Source organism: Gordonia sp. SCSIO 19800, from assembly GCF_018132775.1.
Taxonomy (GTDB): Bacteria; Actinomycetota; Actinomycetes; order Mycobacteriales; family Mycobacteriaceae; genus Gordonia; species Gordonia hongkongensis.
The window spans coordinates 196,717-217,306 of sequence record NZ_JAGRQM010000009.1 but is presented as its reverse complement, the minus strand read 5'-3'; the positions used below and the strand labels follow the sequence as shown (position 1 = coordinate 217,306).

The window sequence follows — 20,590 nt, the reverse complement described above, 5'->3', positions numbered from 1 at the left end:
TACGCACAGCAATGTGTTCAGGTGACTGGTACTAATCGGCCGAGGACTTACCAACAACACCCACAACATCACCAAACACGACAGTGTTCCTGGTTGGTGTTCGCATCCACTATGTACTTCTGAAACAACACACAACAAACAAATAAACACTGTTGTGTGACAGTTGTTTCACAGAGTTACGGCGGCTATAGCGGAGGGGAAACGCCCGGCCCCATTCCGAACCCGGAAGCTAAGCCCTCCAGCGCCAATGGTACTGCACCCTAATCAGTGTGGGAGAGTAGGACACCGCCGAACACAATTTCAGAAAGGCCCCGCAACCCTCGTGGTTGCGGGGCCTTTCTCATTGGTGATCAGCTCAGGTGGTGGACGTCCGCCAAGCCGTATACGGGCGTGGGGATTCCTTCATATCGCGCCTTCAGCTGTAGGGCGAGATACAGCGAATAGTGGCGCGACTGGTGCAGATTTCCGCCGTGGAACCACAGGCCCGGTTGCTGGGTGGGCTTCCACATGTTCCGCTGTTCGCCCTCCCAGGGGCCCGGGTCCTTGGTCGTCTCGGAACCGAGTCCCCACACCTTTCCGACACGGTCGGCGACCTCCTGTCCCATGAGGTCGGCGGCCCAGCCGTTCATCGATCCGTACCCCGTGGCGTAGACGACCACGTCGGCGTCGATCTCGGTCCCGTCGGCGAGCACCACCGAATTCTCGGTGAGGTGGTCCAGTTGACCGTGGACCAGCTTGATCGTTCCGTCGGCGATGAGTTCGCTCGCGCCCACGTCGATGTAGTAGCCGGACCCGCGGCGTAGGTACTTCATGAAGAGTCCGGAGTCGTCGTCGCCGAAGTCGAGCTCGAAGCCGGCCGCCTCGAGTCGTTCGTAGAATTCCTTGTCCTGTTGGCGGATCTGGTCATACACGGGTATCTGGAACTGGTGCATGATCCGGTAGGGCAACGAGGCGAAGGTGAGATCGGCCTTCTTGGTCGTCATCCCGGAGGCGACCGCCTCCTCGCTGTACAGGGAACCGAGGGCGATGGACCGCAGCGAGTCGGATTTCACGATGTGGGTCGAGGAGCGCTGCACCATCGTGGCGTCGACGCCGTTGTCCACCAGCGCCTTGCAGATGTCGTGCGCGGAGTTGTTGGAGCCGATGACGACGACCTTCTTGCCGAGGTAGCCGTCCGGTCCGGGATGTGCGCTCGAGTGGTGTTGCTCGCCGGCGAACACATCCTGCCCGGGGACCGAAGGGACGGCAGGTTTGCCGGACATCCCGGTCGCGAGGACCAGCTGCGTCGGATGGAGCGTGAGGCGCTCACCGTCCCGGTCGACCTCAACCGTCCACCGTGACTCGGCCTCGTCGTACTCAGCGGACAGACACGTCGTCTTACTCCAGTACGGAACCTCCATGACCTTGGTGTAAAACTCGAGCCAGTCGCCGATCTTGTCCTTGGGTGCGAAGACCGGCCAGTTGTCGGGGAACGGCAGGTACGGGAGATGGTCGTACCAAACCGGGTCGTGCAGGCACAGCGACTTGTAGCGTTTGCGCCACTGGTCCCCGGGACGGTCATGGCGATCGACGACGACCGACGGCACGCCGAGCTGGCGGAGTCGTGCGCCGAGCGCGATACCGCCCTGCCCGCCGCCGATCACCAGCACGTACGGTTGCGCCGACCGTCCGAGCGACAGTTCCTCGTCGGCCTTCTTCTCCGCCCAGGAACGGGTGTCGGGGTCGGAACCGTGCACCGCCCCGAGCGGTCGATTCGGGCCGGCCGACTCCTCGTGTCCCTTGAGTTCCTGCATCGTCGTCAGCAGCGTCCAGGCCTTGTCCTCCCCGGCGTCGCGCCCGCCACCGTCGGTGCCGTCGTCGTCGCGACGGATGCGCAGGTGTCCCTCACACCGTCCGACGGCGGTCTCGAACGCGATGAACGCCGAGACGACGCCGTCCCCGTCGTCGGTGGCCGGTTCAGTGGTGGTGAAGTTCGACGGGCGGGTGTCCGCGAGACGCGCGGTCAGCATGTCGGCGATCTGCTCGTGGCCCTCCACCGTCTTGATGTTCCAGGTGAATGCTGTCAGGTCGCGCCAGTAGCTGTCGGTCAGAAACGCGTTCGTCGCGCGGGCGATGTCGTCTGCGGCGAGTGCGGATTCGAACTCACGCAGCCAGGCGTCCATCCGCTCCTGCGGGGTGCGGTCGAGATGGACCAGCGGTTCCAATGTCTGAGTCATGATGCCTCCTCGAGATGTGCCCCGCGAACGTGATGTGGAACACAGCGGGTTGTGGACAGCAGACGCCCCGGCGCCGGGTGGCGGCAAGGGTTGCAGGGGGTTGCGAGGGGCGGGGTACGTTGTCGTCGTCTGTGACGTGACGCACAATCGAAGAGATGAACGCTTACGAGTCGGCCTCCGAGCTGGAGCCCGCGGTGCACGCCGGCGACGATCCGCGCGAGTTCGCGTCCGTTCTCAGCGCGGTTCACGACGCGGCGATGTCGGGCGGGCGCATGCCGGCGCGTCCGCGGAGCGTCATCGACGACTCGTGGCAGCGACTCCGGCGTGCCGGTCTCGACCCGGACGTGGACTGTGCCGGGGAACGGACGCTTCAGCTCGAGGAGCTCGAGGAACGCCGCCGACGCTCCGGCCTGGCGGAGGTCGTGGACGAGCTGGCACGTGGCCTCGACTCGCTGATCGCCGATGGCGACAACATCCTGGTCGTCTCGGATGCCGATGGGCACGTGCTATGGCGGAGCGGATCGTCGAGGGTGCTCACGCGCGCGGACACCCTCGGGTTCGTCGAGGGTGCCGACTGGGCCGAGGGCTCGGTGGGGACCAACGCGATCGGTACGGCACTGATGTCCGGGCGTTCGGTGCAGGTGTTCTCTGCCGAACACTTCGTGCGCAGTCATCATTCGTGGACCTGTACCGGTGCACCGATCAAGGACCCGCGGACCGGTGAGATGTTGGGGGTGGTCGATGTGAGTGGTCCGGCCGCCACCATCCATCCGACCACCTTGGCGCTGGTGCATGCGGTCGCCCGGCTGGCCGAATCGCAACTACGCGAGAGCCACCACCGACGGCTCGATTCGTTGCGGGCGGTGGCCGCGCCGATCCTCGCCCGCATGCCCGGCCCAGCGTTGGCGGTCGACACCGACGGGTGGGTCGCCGCCGTCGACACCGTGTCCCCGCGATCGCGACTGATCCTGCCGCCGCGGCTCGGCCCCGGCCGCATCTTCGTGAATGCGCTGGGGGAGTGCGACGTCGAGGCGTTGCCCGGCGGGTGGTTGGTGCGCGTCGCGGAGACCTCGGACGCATCGACCACACGGGTGACCGTGCGGGTACCGCCGGACGCGCCGGGTATCCGAAACGTCGAGGTCACCGTCGAAGGCGCGAGCGGTGCCTGGACCCATCGCTGTTCGCCCCGGCACGGCGAGATCCTCACCCTCCTGGCGCGACGGCCCGGCGGCGTCACCGCGGCCCAGATGTCGAACCATTTGTTCGGCGTCGACGACCGAACGGTCACCGTCCGGGCCGAGATGTCCCGGCTGCGCAAGCACTTCGGTGGTCTGCTCGTGGCGGGCCCGTACCGGTTCGTCGACGGGGTCGACGTCGAGGTGCTCGCCCCCGAGATCACCACCGTGCACGACTGATCTACACGGGCTCAGTCGTACTCGGCGACCACGAGCCCACGGTCGAAGGCGTATACGATCGCCGCCGCCCGGTCGCGGAGGTCGAGCTTCGTGAAGATGTGGTTGATGTGGCTCTTCACGGTCACCTGCGAGATACCGAGGGCCGCACCGATTTCCGCGTTGGTGCGGCCCCGCGCGATCAGGCGGAGGACATCGGTCTCGCGGTCGGTGAGCCCGGGCACGGCGCTCACCTGCTCGCGACCCGACCGTCGGAAGCCATGGAGAACGCGTTCGGTCACCGCCGGATCCAGGAACGCGCCGTCGCGAACCACCGCGCGGACCGCCCAGATCAGCGCCTCGGCCGGCGAATCCTTGAGGATGAACCCGGCCGCTCCGGCGCGCAGGGCACGGGACAACAGGGCGTCGTCGTCGAAGGTGGTCAGGATCAGCACCGGCGGCGGCTCCCGCAGGGTGCGCACCATCGTGGTGGCGGTGATGCCGTCGACGTCACGCATCCGCAGATCCATCAGGACGATGTCGGGCCGGTGTTCGGCGATCCCCGCGAGGACCCCGGAACCGTCCGCGCATTCACCCACGATGTCGAAGCCGTCGCGCAGGCGCAGGATGCGACGCAGGCCCGTACGGATGAGCTCCTGGTCGTCGACGAGGAGGACCCGGATCGGGTCGGTCGCGGGATCGGTGGGCGCGGTCGTCGTCATACGGGCACCCCTGCGGTGACCGGTCGCGACGGCAGCGTCGCGTGTACCGACCAGGTGCCTGCGCGATGTGATGTGTGGAGCGTGCCGCCGAGCAGTGCCGCGCGCTGGGTCATTCCCTCGATACCGGTGCCGTCGCATTCTCGAGGCCGATCCTCGGTCGCCGGGTTCTCGACCGTGAGAGCCACCGCATCGGCCACCGACACCGAGACCGAGGCCTGCTTGGCCACCGAGTGTCTGACGACGTTGGCCAGGGACTCCTGGGTGATCCGATACAGCGCCGCACCGACCGGACGTGGCAGCTCGGTGAGGTCGCCGACGAGGCTGAAGTCGATGTCGACGCCGGCCTTGCGGTAGTCCTCGACGAGCCGGACGAGGTCTCCGGCGCCCGGTGACGGGGCCGTCGATCCCGTCGGCTCGGTCGTCCCCAATACGTGGACGATGGTGCGGATCTCGGTCATCGCCTGTCGACCTTGGCGTTCGGCGTCGGAGAGTGCCTCCAGTGCCTCCTCGATGTCACGATCCTGTTCGAGCACGCGACGGGCGCCGGTGACGTTGAGCATGGTGATCGACAGGGAATGCGCGATGACATCGTGGATCTCGCGGGCGATCCGCTGTCGTTCGTCGCTCGCGGCGCGGTCGGCACGCTCGGCGAGCACCCGGGCCCGGTTGTCGGCCAGACGCTTCTGGATCAGCATCATGTAGCCGATCAGCCAACCGCACGCGACGCCGAGCGCGTAGATGGCCGGTGACTCGAGACCGCCGACGGCGCCGAACCACACGATGACGGCGAAGCAGGCCGCCGTCACGATCAGTCCGCCGAGAAGGGGATACATCGCGGCGGCGATCGCCGCCACCAGGACGAGTTGGAGTGGGGCGGCGTCGGTGGGCGTCGGGACCATGAGGAAGCAGACCGTACTGGTGATCACCGCAGAGCACGGGTACGAGGTCGGCGGCAGGGTCAGGTCGAGCACCAGCGAGAGCACGGCGAGGACCAGCGCCGCGATCACCCACCCGATCTGATCGAACGGGAAACGTTGTGCCGTCGACACCAGGGTGACCACGACGCTCGACGACAGGATCACCGCGGGGTACAGCGGCGGGTAGTCGCCGCCCGCCCGTTCGATCCGCCGGCGCAGCCCCGCGCCCATCTCCGCTGTGAAGCCCGTCACCGTTCCAGGATAGTTCCGCAGAACTGCCGAACGTCCGCCTCACGGTGGATTCGGCTGTCCACCCTGGGGTGGAGAACCGGTCAACCCGCGGGATGGCGACTCGGGACTTTGGCCTCCATAGCGTTGTGAGCAGCCGATATCGCCGACCGAGGAGGACATCATGAGCACGCTGCGGACACGACCCCGGCGCTGGGAGCGCCTCGAGACCCGACCAGGGCCGACAGATCCCGCCCTGGCCCCGCCGATCGACGCGGTGCGTGGCGTACCGGTGCCGGGCCACGCGGGGTTCGGCCGTCCGGTCGTCGTCGGAGTCGACGGGAGTGACGCCTCACTGCGTGCGGTGAAGGTCGCCGTTCGACTGCTCGGCGATTCCGGCGACCTGATCCTGATCTGCGCCACGCGGCGTCGTCGGAAAGAAGCGAGCACCACGCTGCACGACGCCCTCAAGGACGAGTCCTATCTGCTCTCCGGTCAGGCGAGAGTCGACGAGACCCTGCGGACCGCCGCCGAACTCGCGAGGTGGCACGGTGCACGGACGGTGTCGACCATGAGCGAGGTCGGCGACCCGACGACGGTCCTGCACCGGGCGGCCGGACGGGTGCGGGCCGGTGCCGTCGTCATCGGTACCGGTGGGACACGACCGGGCTGGACCGCCCGACGTCTCGCCGGACGACTCGACGCCGACGTCACTCTGATTGTCACCGACGGGTCGGTCCATCTGCGCCGACGGGCGGCGCGGCTCGACGATGTCCGCGACACCACCTGGACCTTCCCCTGGCCGGCGCCCGCACCGCGACCCGCGTAGCAACGGCCGCGTGACACGATGTGCAGATGCACATCACCGACGAGTCGAGGCTGCGGGAGATCGTCGGCCATCCGATGGAGATCATCCGCGACAAGGCGCGGAACTCACTCGCCGACGTCGACCGGGAATGGCTCGCGGAGTCGCCGATGGTGTTCCTGGCGACCGCCGACGAACTCGGACGGATCGACGTGTCGCCCAAGGGCGACCCGGCCGGCAAGGTCGTCCACGTCATCGACGACCGGCACATCGCGATACCCGAGCGGCCGGGCAACCGTCGTGTCGACGGCTACGTGAACATACTCCGGAACCCCAACGCGGGCACCATCTTCGTCGTACCCGGTCGCGGGGACACGCTGCGGATCAACGGCCGCGCCCGCATCGTCGACGACGCCGACTACTTCGACGACCTCACGGTCAGCGGTAAGCGACCGATCCTCGCGGTGGAGATCACCGTCGACGAGGTGTTCTACCACTGTCCCAAGGCGTTCCTCCGGTCCGATCTGTGGAAGCCGGACTCATGGCGACCCGACGCGCTGCCCTCGGTCGCGGAGATCACCCGGCGCGTGATGCCCGAAGCGGGCAACGAACGGTTCACCGAGGACAGCTTCCGTCCCTACCTCTACTGAGGGCGGCGAGCTACGCCGAGGTGTCGTCGAAAGCGCCGACGAGTGCATCAGCGATCTCGTCCGCGGGTTCGAGGGGAACAGTGTGATGACTGCCGCTGTGCAGCATCGTCACCCGCGCCGAGGGCAACAATGCCCGTACACGCCGTGAGACGACCCTCGGATCGTGCGCCCGGCTGTCGGGGGCGACTATCACGGTCACCGACCCGCCGTCTCCCAGTGCCGAGAGTGCTTCATCGGTGGGCCGTTTCGGAACCACGGTCGGCGCGGTGGGGAACCGGGCTCCGGCGCAGTACATGTCACGCCAGTCGGGGTTCAACGCGGCCCCACCGGTCTCCCATCGGAGGAAACGCCGGAGCCGCCCGGGGTTGGGAGACAACAAGACTGGCAGAGCCCGCAGGAGATAGGTCGTGCGCAGGCCGGTGAAGGACGAGGTGGGGTCGACGAGCGCGAGCCGGTCCACCCGGTCCTTGCCGGGACCGACCGCGTAGGCCAGCGCGACCATGGCACCGTAGGAGTGGCCGGCGAGGTCGACGCGTGCGGCGCCGAGCCCGTCGAGGACGGACGACAGCCAGTCGAGTAGGTCGCCTGCGGTGTCCGGGGGCCGGGTCACGTGGGAACGGCCGACGTCGTTGATGAGGTCGACTGCGTGTACCCGGCGTGTTCGTGCGAGGGAGCCGGCGACGTTCACCCAGGCCATCGAGGTCGCCCCGCCGCCTGGCAGCAAAATCACCGGTCTGGTCCCGGCCGGTCCGAAACTGTTGACTCGCGTGGTGCCGAACCGACTGCCGATGTCGAGTGGTGTGGCGGACGACCTCTGCACGAGGGCGTCGTAGTGGGCGAAGAACGTGGCGCCGTCGGGCGTGGCGGCAAAGGTGTCGATCGTCGGGCGGACCTTGGCGAACATCGGACTCCCTCCGGCAAATTACTCGATTATCGAGATACTAGACTGTCGAGTGGTGACGAGTACAGTAACCGTGTGAACAACGACGACCTCGTGCACCGGTTGCGATCGTTGACCTTGGAGCTCGATGTGTTCGGCTCCGCTTTCGCCGCCCGAAACGAATTGCACGCCACCGATCTCCGAGCCCTCGTCGCGCTGTTGGACCGGCAGCGGTCAGGCGACGTCGCGTCGCCGGGTTGGCTGGCCGGTCATCTCGGCCTCAACAGCGCATCGACGACGGCCCTGATAGATCGCCTGGAGACGAAGGGCCTGGTTTCGCGCTCGCGGGACGGCACCGACCGTCGGAAGGTGGCGCTGCACGTCACCGACGCGGCTCAGCAGATGGGGTGGTCGTTCTTCGGACCGCTCATCGAGCAGGTCATCGCCGTGGCCGACGGATTCTCCGACGATGAACTTGCCGCCATCCGCACCTTCCTCGATCGGGTCACGACTGCGGTGGCCGACGCTCGCAGCCGCTGACCGAGACCGGGCATCTCATTTTCGTGGTGACGGTCATACCGATACCCTCGAAGGGCGATGCGGCACCGACGACACCGGTGCCCTCACCGACGACGGCGAAGGGATGGCCATGGGCCGGTACATCGAAGCGTTCACACGGGCAGCCGACGATCGGGAGGCGTTCTGGCTCGACGCCGCCACCGGCGTCGAATGGATCACCCCACCCACCTCCGCACTCGACGACTCGGCCGCCCCGCTCTACCGCTGGTTCCCGGACGCGACGCTGAACACCTGCGCCAACGCCCTTGATCGCCATGTGTCGGCGGGACACGGCGACCGGATCGCGCTGATCTGGGATTCGGCGATGGTGGGCGAGGTCCGTCGGTACTCCTACGCCGAACTGCTCGACGAGGTCTCACGATTCGCCGGTGTCCTCACCGGGCAGGGGATCGGTTACGGCGATCGCGTGGTGATCTACATGCCGATGATCCCCGAGGCGGCCGTCGCGATGCTGGCGTGCGCGCGGATCGGCGCGGTGCACTCGGTGGTCTTCGGCGGTTTCGCCGCTCGTGAGCTCGCGACCCGTATTGACGACGCCGAGCCGGTCGCCGTCCTCACCGCCTCGGGCGGTCTGGAACCGGGCCGGGTCGTCGAGTATCTGCCGATGGTGGCCAAGGCCATCGAGTTGTCGGCCACGCCGCCGCGTGTCGTCATCGTCAAGGACCGTCCCGAGATCGGTGGTGCCGCAGCAGATCACGAGGGATGGCTCGACTGGGACGACGCGCTCGCCGGGGCCGATCCGGTCGAGCCGGTTCCGGTGAAGGCCACGGACCCGCTGTACATCCTCTACACCTCGGGGACCACCGGGAAGCCCAAGGGCGTCGTCCGCGACAACGGCGGGCATGCGGTGGCCCTGACATGGTCGATGGCGAACATCTACGACATCTCTGCCGGCGACGTGTGGTGGACCGCCTCGGATGTGGGGTGGGTCGTCGGACACTCCTACATCGTGTACGGGCCCCTCCTCGTCGGAGCGACATCGGTGATGTACGAGGGAAAGCCGGTCGGTACCCCGGACGCGGGCGCGTTCTGGCGTGTCATCGGTGAACACGGGGTGAAGGCGTTGTTCACCGCACCCACCGCGATCCGCGCCATCCGCAAGGCGGACCCGGACGCCACCGAACTGAGCAAGTACGACGTGTCTTCGATCGAGATGTTGTTCGCGGCGGGCGAGCGACTCGACCCGGACACTTTCACGTGGGCCTCGGAGGTGCTCGGTGTCCCGGTCGTGGACCACTGGTGGCAGACCGAGACCGGTTGGGCGATCGCGGCGAATCTCCGTGGGCTGGAGCCGATGCCGATCAAGGCGGGCTCGCCGACGGTCGCCGTTCCCGGCTACCGCGTGGGCGTCGTCGACGCCGAGGGCAATTCGCTGGACCCGGGCGAGGAGGGCAACATCGTCATCGGTCTGCCGCTGCCGCCCGGAACCCTCGCCGGGTTGTGGCGCGACGAGGAGCGGTACCGCAAGTCCTACCTGGCCGCCTTCGACGGCTATTACCTGACCGGCGACTCCGGCTACATCGACGAAGACGGCTACGTGTTCGTCCTCGGCCGCTCGGACGACGTGATCAACGTTGCCGGACACCGGCTTTCGACCGGAAGCATCGAGGCCGTCGTGGCCTCGCATCCGGCGGTCGCCGAGTGCGCGGTCATCGGCATCCACGACGACCTCAAGGGTCAGCGACCCAGTGGTTACGTGGTGCTGAAGTCGGGTGTCGACATCGAGGCGGACACGCTGCGCGACGAGCTGGTGGCCAAGGTGCGCAACGAGATCGGTGCGGTCGCGACCTTCCGCGACGTCACGGTGGTGTCGGCACTGCCCAAGACGCGGTCGGGCAAGATCCTGCGGAAGACGATGCGCCAGATCGCCGATCACGAGGAGTACACCGTCCCGTCGACCATCGAGGACCCGGACGTGCTGACCGCCCTCGCCGAGCAGCTCAAGGGCTGACGGGCGTCGAGGACGTGCGCGACCGCATCCTCCGCACTGCGATAGCCCTCGTCCCGTTCGTCGGGCTGGTCGGCACGATCGTCATGACGGTGATCGATGCGCTGTCGCCGGGAGGCGAACTCGGCCGGGATCTGCTCGAGAACTCGGTGCTGTGGATGATCGGCGTCCAGGGCTGGATGACCGGTTGCGGCCACATGTTTTTCGGCGAGCCGATCGCGGAATCGATCGGCTGGCCGTCCAAGACGCCGTGGCAGTGGGAGGTCGGTCTCGCGAGTCTGGCGACCGGCGTGCTCGGTGTCCTCGCCTCCGGTTTCGGTGACGAGTTCACCCTGGCCACGATCCTCGCGTTCTCCGTGTTCTATCTCGGTGCGGCCGTCGGACATGTACGGGAGATGGTGACCCGCCGGAACTTCAAGGCGGGCAATGCCGGACCGATCTTCTTCTTCGACGTGCTGGTGCCGGTCTACCTGATCGTGTTGTACACGGTCGTCGCCTAGCGCAGACTTGGTCGCGTGCAGATGGACAAGCACGACGAGCTCCCCGTCGATCCCGACGAACGCCCGCTGCACTTACGCGTGCACGCCCTCGCGTGGGTGTTCGCGGGAGGGCTGATCGGTACGGGCGTGCGGTACTGGGCGGAGAAGACATTTCCGGTCGCCGACGGGCATTGGCCGTGGGCGACCTTCGCGGTCAACGTCATCGGCGCTTTCGTTCTCGGTGCGTTGCTGGAGCTTCTTGCGCGGCTGGGGCATGACGAGGGCTGGCGTCAGCGGGTTCGGCTGTTCGGCGGCACCGGCATCTGCGGGGCGCTGACCACCTACAGCACGTTCGCGCTGGAGATCTCGGAGCTGACGCGCGCCTCGGCGGTGGCGACGGCACTTGCGTACGCGGTGGTCAGCGTCGTGCTGGGTCTGCTCGCGGCAGGCGGCGGGATCGCACTCGCCTTGAAATTCACGACCCGATGGGCGGCGCGGTGATCGCACTGGCCGTCATGGCGGCCGGCGCGCTGGGTGCGGTGACGCGGTTCGTCGTCGACGGTGCCGTCAAGTGGAGATGGCCGACGATCACGCCGTGGGGAACCTTCGTGATCAACGTCACCGGTTCGGCACTGCTCGGGGTCCTCGCCGGCCTGGTGCTCTTCCACGGTGCGCCACATGAGCTGCAGGCCATCCTCGGGACCGGATTCTGTGGCGGCTACACGACTTTCAGCACTGCCAGCTTCGAGGTGGTCCGCCTGGCGGAGAACAGGCAGCGGCTGGTCGCCGGCGGGTACGCCGTCATCACGCTGCTCGCCTCGGTGGCGGCATGCGCCGCGGGCATGGCCGCGGCCTGGACGGTGTGAGAGAGACCCGCCCAGAACGCGATTCGGCCCCGCCGCCTCGACGAGGGAGCGGGGCCGAATACTGTGGGTCAGCGGCTCATTTGAGCTCGGCGCTGCTCTTGTTGAGCACCCGCCGGGCGATGATCAGATTCTGGATCTGCTGGGTCCCCTCGAAGATGTCCAGGATCTTCGAGTCGCGTGCCCATTTCTCCACCAGCAACCGCTCCGAGTAGCCGAGGGTGCCGGTGAGTTCGACGACCTTGTTGGTGACGTCGGTGGCGGTGCGGCCCGCCTTCGCCTTCGACATCGACGCCTCGGTGGAGTTGGGCTGCTTGTTGTCGGCCATCCAGGTTGCGCGCATCGTGTGCAGGTAGGCGGCCTCGAAGTCGGCCTCCATGCGCAGGAACTCGGCGGCAGCGGCATGCTGGTCGGCGGCGGGACGGTCGTAGTCGACCTCGATGCCGGCCTCGTCGAGCACGCGGCGCAGTTCCTCGAGCGCGGCCCGCGCGACTCCGACAGCCATTCCCGCGACGAGGGGACGGGTGTTGTCGAAGGTCTGCATGACCCCGCCGAATCCCTTCTTGGTGTCCACCTCCGGGGAGCCGAGCAGGTTCTCCTTGGGGATCCGGCAGTTCTCGAAGCGGATGACCGCGGTGTCGGAGACGCGGATGCCCAGCTTGTGTTCCAGGCGAACGACTTCGACGCCCGGATGCTCGCGCGGGACCACGAAGCTCTTGATGGCGGCGCGGCCGAGGCTCTTGTCGACGGTCGCCCACACGACGATGTGGGTGGCACGCGAGCCGGCGGTTACGAAGATCTTCTCGCCGTTGATGACGTACTCGTCGCCGTCGAGGGTCGCGGTGGTGCTCACGGCAGCGGAGTCGGAGCCGAAGCTCGGTTCGGTGATGGCCATCGCGGCCCACACCTTGCCGAACCGTTCGAGCTGCTGGTCGGTGGCCACCGCGGCGATGGCCGAGTTCCCCAACCCCTGGTAGGGGATGCTCAGCATGAGACCGAGGTCGCCCCAGCATGTTTCGATCACATTGAGGGCCGACTGCATGTTGCCGCCGTTGACCACCGCACCCTCTTCGCGCGGCTTGGCCTTCTTCTGCTGGCTACGTCCGCCGTCGGCGCCCGCGCCGGCCTGGCCGGTCTCGGCGAGTCCGTCGTACAGGCTGGCCAGGGTGTCGAGCTCGACCGGGTAATCATGCTCGCGCAGATCGTATTTGCGCGAAATGGGCCGGAAGATCTCCGCCGCCGCCTGGTGTGCCTGGTCGATGGTGACGTGCAGCTTCTTCGGGAGTTCGAGATTGATGCTCATGTCAGTTTCCTTCGGTCACAGGCGGTCTAGAGGACGACGATGCCTTCGCCGATGCCGGCGCCGCGGAGGTCGCGGTACCAGCGCTCGACCGGGTGCTCCTTGGTGAAGCCGTGGCCGCCGAGGAGCTGGACGCCGTCGAGGCCGATCTGCAGGCCCTTGTCGATGGTGAGTTTGCGGGCGAGGGCGGCTTCGCGGGCGAAGCTCAGGCCCTGCTCGGCGCGTGCGGCGCCGCGCAGCGTCACGAGGCGGATCGAGTCGACCTCGGTGGCGATGTTGGCGACCATGAACGCGACCGCCTGGCGGTTGGAGATCGGCTCGCCGAAGGCCTCACGCTCGTTGACGTAGGGGATCACGTAGTCGAGGACGGCGCGTGCGGTGCCGGCGGCCAGCGCCGACCAGCCCAGGCGCGACAGGCGCACCACGTCACGGTAGGCCGCGAAAGCCGCGTCGCGCTCGCCGGCGATCAGCGCCGATTCGGGAACGGCGACGTCTTGCAGCAGGAGTCGGCCCATGCCGGCGGCGCGGACACCCATGCCGGGATCGGCTTCGACGATGAGGCCCTTCGAGTCGGACTCGACCAGGAACAGGGCGGGCTTGCCGTCGAGCTGGGCGCCGACGACGAACAGCTCCGACGAACCGGCGGCCGGGACGAAGGACTTCACGCCGTTGAGGCGGTAGCCGCTGGGTACGCGGGTTACCTTGGTGCTCAACGCGAATGCATCGAACAGCGGCTTCGGCTCGGCGATCACGACAGCGGACTGCGGCACGTTCTCGCCCGCGAAGTCGGGCAGGTAGGTGCGCTGCTGGGTGTCGGTGCCGAAGTTGGTGAGGGTGGTGGCCACGCCGCTCGGTGCGAGGAGCGGGAGCGCCAGGCCCATGTCGCCGTAGGCCATCGCTTCGGCGACGAGCGCGTTGGTGACGACCCCGCGCTCGGAGGCCGCGCCGTCGAAGTCCTCCGGCACGTTGATCATCGTGATGCCGAGCTCGGCAGACCGCTTGACCAGGTCTTCGGGGGCCGCCGCGGCGGCGTCGGCGTCGTGTGCGGCCGGACGCAGGAGCTCGGTGGCGAACTCCTTCACCGTCTCGGCGATCATCTGCTGTTCGTCGTCGGGGGTGAGGTTGAAGTAGTCCTTGGGCGTGCTGGTGAGGCGCTTCGCCTGGCCCGAGCCCCCGCCTTGGGCGGCCTTGAACGCGCGGTTCGCCGCCCCGAGGGTCTGGAAACCGGTCTTGGTGCCCTGGTAGGCGATGCGGTTGATCGGTTCGCGGATCTTGTACTTCTCGGCGAACTCGGAGCCCGTCACCGTGGTCAGTACGCGCATCGCGGTGCCGATGAAGTTGCGCGGGTGCGGGTTGCGGCCGACTGCGGAGGTGTCGCGCGGTTCGGTGTGGGTTGTCATGATCACCAGCCGTTTCTTTCCAGTCGCCCCGGTGGGGGTCTGTGCGTGGATCCACGTGTGGGTGGAGGGTCGATGCGACCTATCTTACTCGGTAGTAAGTCCATACCTTACTTCGGAGTAAGAAGTTTGTCACGCACTTGCCCGACACCACCGTTCCGCATACCCGCTACGCTGGCCGCATGACCCTCGATCACCGCCGCGAACAGGGCTTATCAGGCACTCAGGTGGTGGGCGCGACGACCGTCGCGGTGGTCGGTGCCGCCGCGCTCGGCGCCGCGTGTGTGTTCAGTCCGAGTGGTGTGGAGAGCGGACCGCCGCTGTGTCCGTTCGCGGTGATGACCGGCCTTCCGTGTCCCGGCTGCGGACTCACCCGGAGCTGGGTTGCCTTCATGCACGGCGACGTCGGGTCCGCGTTCACCTTCAATGTCTTCGGTCCGGTGTTCCTGGTGCTCACCGCGGTGACCGTCGTCGCGGCGACGGTCACCCTGGTGCGCCGTCGCGGGGCGCTGCTCGCCGGTTGGCGCGACCGCGTGCTCGGACCCGTCGGTGCCGTCCTGCTGGGGGTGTGGCTGACCTACGGTTTCGTGCGGATCCTCGACGCCGCGTTCGGGTGGGGCTTCTTCCCGGTTGTCGTCTGAACGGGCACAGTGGAGTCATGCAGATCACCCACTTCGGCCATTCCTGTCTGCTCGTCGAGATCGACGGGACCAAGGTGCTCTTCGACCCGGGGAACTTCTCGCACGGGTTCGACGGCATCGACGATCTCGACGCGATCCTGATCACCCACCAGCACCCTGACCACTGCGACGTCGCGAAGCTGCCCGAGCTCGTCGCCGCGAACCCCGACGCGATCCTCTACGCCGATCCCCAGACGACCAAGCAGCTCAACGACGACGACGTGGCCGGCGCGTGGACGGCCGCCCGCAGCGGCGACCAGATCGAGATCGGTTCGCTCACCGCGCGTTTCACCGGCGGCCGGCATGCCGTCATCCATCCCGAGATCCCGGTCATCGACAACGTCGCCTATGTCCTCGGGACCGCCGACCAGCCGGGCCAATTCATGCATCCGGGGGACTCGTTTTACATTCCGTTCGAGCATGTCGATGTTCTCGCGCTGCCGTCGGCCGCGCCGTGGATGAAACTCAGCGAATCGGTCGACTACCTCCGGGCGATGGCGCCGCGCGTCGCCGTCCCCATCCATCAGGCGGTCCTGTCCGACGCCGGCAGCGGCATCCACTACGGGCGACTCGCGGACATGAAGGACGACGCGACCGAGTTCACGGTGCTGGAAAAGGAGAGCGCCGCGCAGGTGTGAGGGGCCGGGAGGTGGCTTCGACTCGGTTCGTCGCTGCGCTCCTCACCGGCTCAACCAGCGAGGGGGGCCTGCGAGCGGGCTCCCTCCGGTCCCTGAGGAGCGAGCTTGCGAGCGTGCTCCCTCCGGTCCCTGAGGAGCGAGCTCGCGAGCGTCACGAAGGGTCGACGCGCAGCGCCCCCAGCACCTCGTCGTGCAGCAGTCCGTTGCTGGCGATCGCACTGCCGCCGGCGGGTCCGGGCGTGCCGTCGAGGGCGGTGAAGCGTCCGCCCGCCTCGCGGACCAGGATGTCGAGCGGCGCCAGGTCCCACAGCGAGACCTCGGGTTCGGCGGTCACGTCGACCGCACCCTCGGCGACGAGGCAGTAGTTGAAGAAGTCGCCGTAGCCGCGCACGCGCCACACCCGGTCGGTGAGGTCGATGAATTTCTCGCGGATGCCGCGATCGGCCCAGCCGGACAGGCTCGAGAACGCGAGGCTGGCCGACCCGAGGTCGGCCACTCCCGACACCGACAGGCGTCGGACATCCTCGTCGTCGAAACGCACGTGCGCACCGAGACCTGTTGCCGCCCACCAGCGTCGGCGAAGTGCCGGTGCCGAGACAACCCCGACCGTGGGCACGCCGTCGATGAGGAGCGCGATCAGCGTGGCCCATACCGGGACGCCGCGGACGAAGTTCTTGGTCCCGTCGATGGGATCGACGACCCACTGCCGCCCGGAGAGCACGGCGTCGCCGCCGAACTCCTCGCCGAGCACGGTGTCGGCGGGGCGACGGGCCGAAAGGCGTTCGCGGATCAGGGTTTCGCACGCCAGGTCGGCATCGGACACCGGTGTGAGGTCCGGCTTGTCGTCCACCTTCAGGTCCACGGCGCCGAAGCGGTCCATGGTGAGTGCGTCGGCGGAGTCGGCGAGGGAGAGTGCGAGCTCGAGGTCGTCGCTGAACGTCGTCGGACCGGGAGGGACGGACATGCCCGGTAGGGTAGCTGTCATGGTGCTGACCGTGACGTTCACCCTGTTGATCGCGGCTCTCGTGGTGGTGCTGGTGGTGCAGTGGCAGCGCGGCCGCAATCCGCAGCCGATGTCGGCGGCCAAGGCCTCCCAGTTCGTACAGGGCACGTTCACGGTCGTCGGGGTCTCCGACCGCGACGACGAGCCGACCAAGAGCGCGGCCGACAAGGACGGAAACCGGTTCTGCACCATCTCCGGGACGATCGTCGGTCCCGAGACCAGTCCGACCGAGGTGTACGGGACGCTCGTGCTGGGCGCGGGCGACCCCTGGCCCCAGGTCGGCGACGATCTGCCGGTCCTCTACAAACCGCAGAAGGCCGCGACGTCGTGGCGGTTCGGGGTGATGCCCGAAGCCGGTCCCGGCCCTCTGTAGATCCGCCGGGCGCTGACGCGCCCGACTGTCGGTACTCTGGATAACCGTGCATCCCGACGTGACCGCAGACCTCGACTCCCTCGACGCCACCTTGACCACCGTGGAGAAGGTGCTCGATCTCGAGGAGCTGCGTCGTCGCATCGACGAGCTCGAGATGCAGGCGTCGGACCCGGACCTCTGGAACGACCAGGACCACGCCCAGAAGGTGACCAGCGAGCTCTCGCACGCGCAGTCGGAGTTCCGCAGGGTCTCCGAGTTGCGCCAGCGCCTCGAGGATCTCCCCGTTCTCTACGAACTCGCCGAGGCTGAAGAGGGTGACGACAAGACGGCTGCGCTGGCCGACGCCGATGCCGAACGTGAGAGCCTGCGGACCGACATCGAGGCGATGGAGGTCAAGACGATGCTCGCCGGCGAGTACGACTCGCGCGACGCCGTCGTGAACATCCGTTCCGGCGCGGGCGGCGTCGACGCGGCGGACTGGGCGCAGATGCTGATGCGCATGTACATCCGGTGGGCCGAGCAGAAGGGCTATGGCGTCGAGGTCTACGACACCTCCTACGCCGAAGAAGCGGGCCTCAAGAGCGCGACGTTCGCGGTGAAGGCCCCGTACATGTACGGCACGCTGTCGGTCGAGCAGGGCACCCACCGGCTCGTGCGTATCAGCCCGTTCGACAACCAGAGCCGCCGTCAGACATCGTTCGCCGAGGTCGAGGTGCTGCCCGTGGTGGAGACCACCGACCACATCGACGTCGACGAGAACGACATCAAGGTGGACGTGTACCGCTCGTCGGGCCCCGGCGGGCAGTCGGTCAACACGACCGACTCCGCGGTCCGGCTGACCCACATCCCCACCGGCATCGTCGTGACCTGTCAGAACGAGAAGAGCCAGCTGCAGAACAAGGCGTCAGCGATGCGCGTGCTGCAGGCCAAGCTGCTCGACCGCAAGCGCCAGGAGGAGCGCGCCGAACTCGACGCACTGAAGGGTGACGGCGGTTCGAGCTGGGGCAACCAGATGCGCTCCTACGTGCTGCACCCGTATCAGATGGTGAAGGACCTGCGGACCGGCGTCGAGGACAACAATCCGACGTCGGTGCTCGACGGGGAGCTGGACAAGTTCATCGAGGCCGGGATCCGCTGGCGGATGGCGACCGCCGAAGCGTGATGCGCGATCCCGGAGTCCTGCTGCTCGCCGCGCCGCCGAGCCCGACCGAGGTCTTGATCGGTCGGGTATATGTGTGGATGGCCACCAACGGCTTGGAGATCCTCATCTGGATCCTGGGCGCGGTGCTGCTCGCCCGATTGATCCGGTGGGGCGCCGACAAGTACGCCTCCCGTGTGGACTCGCGGTTCTCCACCAGCGACCTCATCGTCCAGACCGAGGACGCCAAACACCGTCGCGCTCTGGTCGACGTGGTGGCGTGGACGCTGATCGTGGTGATCGCGATCATCGTGATCATCCACACGCTGTCGGTGTTCGGAATCCCGTTGAGCGGGTTGACCGGCCCCACCGCGGTGATCGGTGCCGCCCTCGGCTTCGGTGCGCAGCGCATCGTGCAGGACATCCTCGCCGGCTTCTTCGTCGTTGCGGAGAAGCAGTACGGCTACGGCGACGTCGTCAACCTGACGGTGACGGGCAACGCGCCTGCCGAGGGCACAGTCGAGGACGTGACGCTGCGGGTGACCAAACTGCGCACCGCCGAGGGCGAGGTCATCACCGTCCCCAACGGCCAGATCGTCAAGGCCACCAACCTTTCGAAGGACTGGGCGCGCGCGGTCGTCGACGTCCCGGTCCCGTCCGAAGCCGACATCGGGCTCGTCAACGACACGCTCGACCGGGTGGGCCGGGAGTTCTACGCCCTGCCCCGGTGGCACGACCTGCTTCTCGACGCACCGTCGTCCCTCGGTGTCATCAGCCTCGAGCTCGACGCCATCACGGTGCGCATGGTCACTCGTACGCTTCCGGGCAAGCAGTTCGAGGTCGGGCGCGCGCTGCGTGTCCACATCATCCGAGCGCTGGCGCGTGAAGGTATCAATGTGCCCGCCCGCGAGGTCCGGTCCGCGGGTGGGCCGCCGGCGACACACGCCGATCAGGGCAATCGGGACGGGGGAGACTGATGGCTGAGACACCGAATTCCCCGCGCCGGAACGAGCCGGCTGGGGACAGGCCTGACGAGAGCCTGCCCCACGACGAGCAGCCCGGCGAGGGTGGGCCTGGTAGAGACATCCCCGCCGACGACGCCCCGACACAGATCATCCCGACGCAGGGCATCCCCCCCGAGGCCCCACCGCCGCAGCAGTCGCCGGACGAGTCCGACGGCAAGCGAGGGCACGACTGGCGGCACATCGCCCGCACCCGGATGCGGACCAGCACCGCGATCTTGGTTACGGTCTTCCTCGCCTGTTGCGTGCTGTACGGATACACCTCGCAGCGCTACGGTGTGGTGTACTCACCGGCACGGCCCGCGCCGACGACATCGCAGACGGTCGAACCGACGTACGAGCCGCCACCGTCGACGTCGTCATCCACGACCACCACCTCGACGGAACCGTCGACGACCGACTCGACCAGTGGCGTCGAGGGTACGGACGGCTCGTCGACGGACGGGGCCCCGGCGCCCGCGCCCGGTACGAGCCGCGAGACCATCCCGGGTCTGCCCAACATCCCGCTCCCGAATTTCGGCGGACAGACGCCGACCACCACGGTCCCGACACGCTGAACCGGCGGGGAATTCGCTGGTCAGGCGGGTGGCTGAGCTGGGGCGTCGTGCCTGAACGCACTCTCAGGAGTCGTCGTTACACTGGCACATCGTGATCAAGCTGGAGAACGTCACGATGCAGTACAAGGCGTCCAGTCGACCCGCTCTGCGAGATCTGAGCTTCGAGGTCGACAAGGGGGAGTTCGCGTTCCTGATCGGTCCGTCGGGATCAGGTAAGTCGACGTTCTTCCGTCTGCTCCTCAAGGAGGACCGCCCGACGAGCGGCGAGGTGTACCTCGGGGAGTTCCACGTCAACAGACTGAAGGCGCGCAGCGTGCCGAAGCTGCGGCAGTCGATCGGGTGTGTGTTCCAGGACTTCCGTCTGCTCCAGAAGAAGACGGTGGCCGAGAACGTCGCGTTCGCGCTCGAGGTGATCGGTCGGCCTCGCTCCACCATCCAGCGGGTGGTGCCGGAGGTGCTCGAGTACGTCGGCCTGGAAGGCAAGCACGATCGCATGCCGAACGAGTTGTCCGGCGGCGAGATGCAGCGCGTGGCCATCGCCCGCGCCATCGTGAACCGTCCGCTGGTGCTCCTGGCCGACGAGCCCACCGGCAACCTCGATCCCGAGACCAGCGAGGAGATCGTCGACGTCCTCGACCGGGTCAACCGCCGCGGCACCACGGTGGTGATGGCCACCCACGACCGCCACATCGTCGACGCGATGCGACGACGGGTTCTCGAGTTCGACAGCGGCCAACTCGTCCGCAACGACCCGCAGGGCGTGTACGGAATCGGCTGACGCGCAGCCCGACCCGACACACTTCC

At 67.5% G+C, this 20,590-nt stretch carries 22 protein-coding genes and 1 rRNA gene; 16 read left to right on the top strand and 7 right to left on the bottom strand.

Annotated elements, in window-relative coordinates; genetic code table 11:
• The first annotated feature begins 177 nt into the window (after positions 1-177).
• Positions 178-294, top strand: a 5S ribosomal RNA gene (gene rrf, locus KB201_RS13235).
• 56 nt (positions 295-350) lie between these two features.
• On the opposite strand, the gene KB201_RS13230 is transcribed toward rrf, so the two are convergent.
• Entirely contained in the window at positions 351-2,216 is a 1,866-nt protein-coding gene (locus KB201_RS13230) for an NAD(P)/FAD-dependent oxidoreductase (protein WP_211539440.1), read from the bottom strand.
• 155 nt (positions 2,217-2,371) lie between these two features.
• Here KB201_RS13230 and KB201_RS13225 point away from each other — a divergent pair, with 155 nt between their 5' ends.
• The gene (locus KB201_RS13225; RefSeq protein ID WP_211539439.1) at positions 2,372-3,631 is read left to right on the top strand and encodes a helix-turn-helix domain-containing protein; all 1,260 of its coding nucleotides are present in this window, start codon (positions 2,372-2,374) and stop codon (positions 3,629-3,631) included.
• Between the two features lie 11 nt (positions 3,632-3,642).
• Here the strand turns inward: KB201_RS13225 and KB201_RS13220 are convergent, their stop codons facing one another.
• Both KB201_RS13220 and KB201_RS13215 read right to left on the bottom strand, forming a co-directional pair.
• Positions 3,643-4,329: a response regulator transcription factor gene (locus KB201_RS13220; protein ID WP_211539438.1), complete on the bottom strand. Its 687-nt coding sequence runs from the start codon at positions 4,327-4,329 to the stop codon at positions 3,643-3,645.
• Complete coding sequence (locus tag KB201_RS13215; RefSeq protein ID WP_307848069.1) at positions 4,326-5,498, bottom strand: histidine kinase; 1,173 nt, start codon at positions 5,496-5,498, stop codon at positions 4,326-4,328. The genes KB201_RS13220 and KB201_RS13215 overlap by 4 nt, the downstream gene beginning before the upstream one ends.
• Positions 5,499-5,658: 160 nt before the next feature.
• Between KB201_RS13215 and KB201_RS13210 the strand changes: the two genes are divergently transcribed.
• Positions 5,659-6,303: a universal stress protein gene (locus KB201_RS13210; RefSeq protein WP_211539437.1), complete on the top strand. Its 645-nt coding sequence runs from the start codon at positions 5,659-5,661 to the stop codon at positions 6,301-6,303.
• A gap of 26 nt (positions 6,304-6,329) precedes the next feature.
• Complete coding sequence (locus tag KB201_RS13205) at positions 6,330-6,929, top strand: MSMEG_1061 family FMN-dependent PPOX-type flavoprotein (protein ID WP_211539436.1); 600 nt, start codon at positions 6,330-6,332, stop codon at positions 6,927-6,929.
• Positions 6,930-6,939: 10 nt separating this feature from the next.
• Here the strand turns inward: KB201_RS13205 and KB201_RS13200 are convergent, their stop codons facing one another.
• Positions 6,940-7,833, bottom strand: coding sequence for an alpha/beta fold hydrolase (locus tag KB201_RS13200; protein WP_137810743.1), 894 nt, complete (start codon positions 7,831-7,833; stop codon positions 6,940-6,942).
• A 72-nt stretch (positions 7,834-7,905) separates the two neighbouring features.
• On the opposite strand from KB201_RS13200, the gene KB201_RS13195 reads away from it, so the two are divergent.
• The 5 genes from KB201_RS13195 to KB201_RS13175 all read left to right on the top strand — a co-directional run bounded on the left by KB201_RS13195 (position 7,906) and on the right by KB201_RS13175 (position 11,681).
• A complete protein-coding gene (locus KB201_RS13195) occupies positions 7,906-8,349 on the top strand; it encodes a MarR family winged helix-turn-helix transcriptional regulator (protein ID WP_065631567.1) in 444 nt (147 codons plus the stop codon).
• A 109-nt stretch (positions 8,350-8,458) separates the two neighbouring features.
• Positions 8,459-10,339 (top strand): propionyl-CoA synthetase, encoded by a 1,881-nt coding sequence (locus tag KB201_RS13190; protein WP_211539435.1) that lies wholly within the window; start codon positions 8,459-8,461, stop codon positions 10,337-10,339.
• Between the two features lie 14 nt (positions 10,340-10,353).
• On the top strand, positions 10,354-10,836 hold the full coding sequence (locus tag KB201_RS13185; protein ID WP_211539434.1) for a DUF6790 family protein: 483 nt from the start codon (positions 10,354-10,356) through the stop codon (positions 10,834-10,836).
• Positions 10,837-10,851: 15 nt separating this feature from the next.
• Complete coding sequence (gene crcB / locus KB201_RS13180) at positions 10,852-11,316, top strand: fluoride efflux transporter CrcB (RefSeq protein WP_211539433.1); 465 nt, start codon at positions 10,852-10,854, stop codon at positions 11,314-11,316.
• Positions 11,301-11,681 (top strand): CrcB family protein, encoded by a 381-nt coding sequence (locus tag KB201_RS13175; protein WP_211539432.1) that lies wholly within the window; start codon positions 11,301-11,303, stop codon positions 11,679-11,681. The genes crcB and KB201_RS13175 overlap by 16 nt, the downstream gene beginning before the upstream one ends.
• 76 nt (positions 11,682-11,757) lie before the next feature.
• On the opposite strand, the gene KB201_RS13170 is transcribed toward KB201_RS13175, so the two are convergent.
• Both KB201_RS13170 and KB201_RS13165 read right to left on the bottom strand, forming a co-directional pair.
• Positions 11,758-12,981, bottom strand: a complete 1,224-nt coding sequence (locus tag KB201_RS13170) for an acyl-CoA dehydrogenase family protein (protein WP_211539431.1) — start codon at positions 12,979-12,981, stop codon at positions 11,758-11,760.
• A 26-nt stretch (positions 12,982-13,007) separates the two neighbouring features.
• Positions 13,008-14,378 (bottom strand): acyl-CoA dehydrogenase family protein, encoded by a 1,371-nt coding sequence (locus KB201_RS13165; protein WP_211539430.1) that lies wholly within the window; start codon positions 14,376-14,378, stop codon positions 13,008-13,010.
• A 179-nt stretch (positions 14,379-14,557) separates the two neighbouring features.
• On the opposite strand from KB201_RS13165, the gene KB201_RS13160 reads away from it, so the two are divergent.
• Positions 14,558-15,016, top strand: coding sequence for a DUF2752 domain-containing protein (locus KB201_RS13160; protein WP_211539429.1), 459 nt, complete (start codon positions 14,558-14,560; stop codon positions 15,014-15,016).
• Positions 15,017-15,033: 17 nt separating this feature from the next.
• Positions 15,034-15,693 carry an MBL fold metallo-hydrolase gene (locus tag KB201_RS13155; protein WP_058253672.1) on the top strand — a complete coding sequence of 220 codons (660 nt, stop codon included), beginning with the start codon at positions 15,034-15,036 and terminating at the stop codon, positions 15,691-15,693.
• 151 nt (positions 15,694-15,844) lie between these two features.
• Here the strand turns inward: KB201_RS13155 and hisN are convergent, their stop codons facing one another.
• Positions 15,845-16,657, bottom strand: coding sequence for a histidinol-phosphatase (gene hisN, locus KB201_RS13150; RefSeq protein WP_058253671.1), 813 nt, complete (start codon positions 16,655-16,657; stop codon positions 15,845-15,847).
• A 19-nt stretch (positions 16,658-16,676) separates the two neighbouring features.
• Here hisN and KB201_RS13145 point away from each other — a divergent pair, with 19 nt between their 5' ends.
• The 5 genes from KB201_RS13145 (at position 16,677) to ftsE (ending at position 20,564) form a co-directional block, all read left to right on the top strand.
• Positions 16,677-17,069 carry a hypothetical protein gene (locus KB201_RS13145; RefSeq protein ID WP_058253670.1) on the top strand — a complete coding sequence of 131 codons (393 nt, stop codon included), beginning with the start codon at positions 16,677-16,679 and terminating at the stop codon, positions 17,067-17,069.
• 46 nt (positions 17,070-17,115) lie between these two features.
• A complete protein-coding gene (gene prfB, locus KB201_RS13140; protein WP_058253669.1) occupies positions 17,116-18,231 on the top strand; it encodes a peptide chain release factor 2 in 1,116 nt (371 codons plus the stop codon).
• The gene (locus KB201_RS13135) at positions 18,231-19,184 is read left to right on the top strand and encodes a mechanosensitive ion channel family protein (protein WP_058253685.1); all 954 of its coding nucleotides are present in this window, start codon (positions 18,231-18,233) and stop codon (positions 19,182-19,184) included. The genes prfB and KB201_RS13135 overlap by 1 nt, the downstream gene beginning before the upstream one ends.
• A complete protein-coding gene (locus KB201_RS13130; RefSeq protein ID WP_078113715.1) occupies positions 19,184-19,786 on the top strand; it encodes a hypothetical protein in 603 nt (200 codons plus the stop codon). The genes KB201_RS13135 and KB201_RS13130 overlap by 1 nt, the downstream gene beginning before the upstream one ends.
• Before the next feature lie 91 nt (positions 19,787-19,877).
• A complete protein-coding gene (gene ftsE / locus KB201_RS13125; protein WP_058253667.1) occupies positions 19,878-20,564 on the top strand; it encodes a cell division ATP-binding protein FtsE in 687 nt (228 codons plus the stop codon).
• Positions 20,565-20,590: the final 26 nt, after the last annotated feature.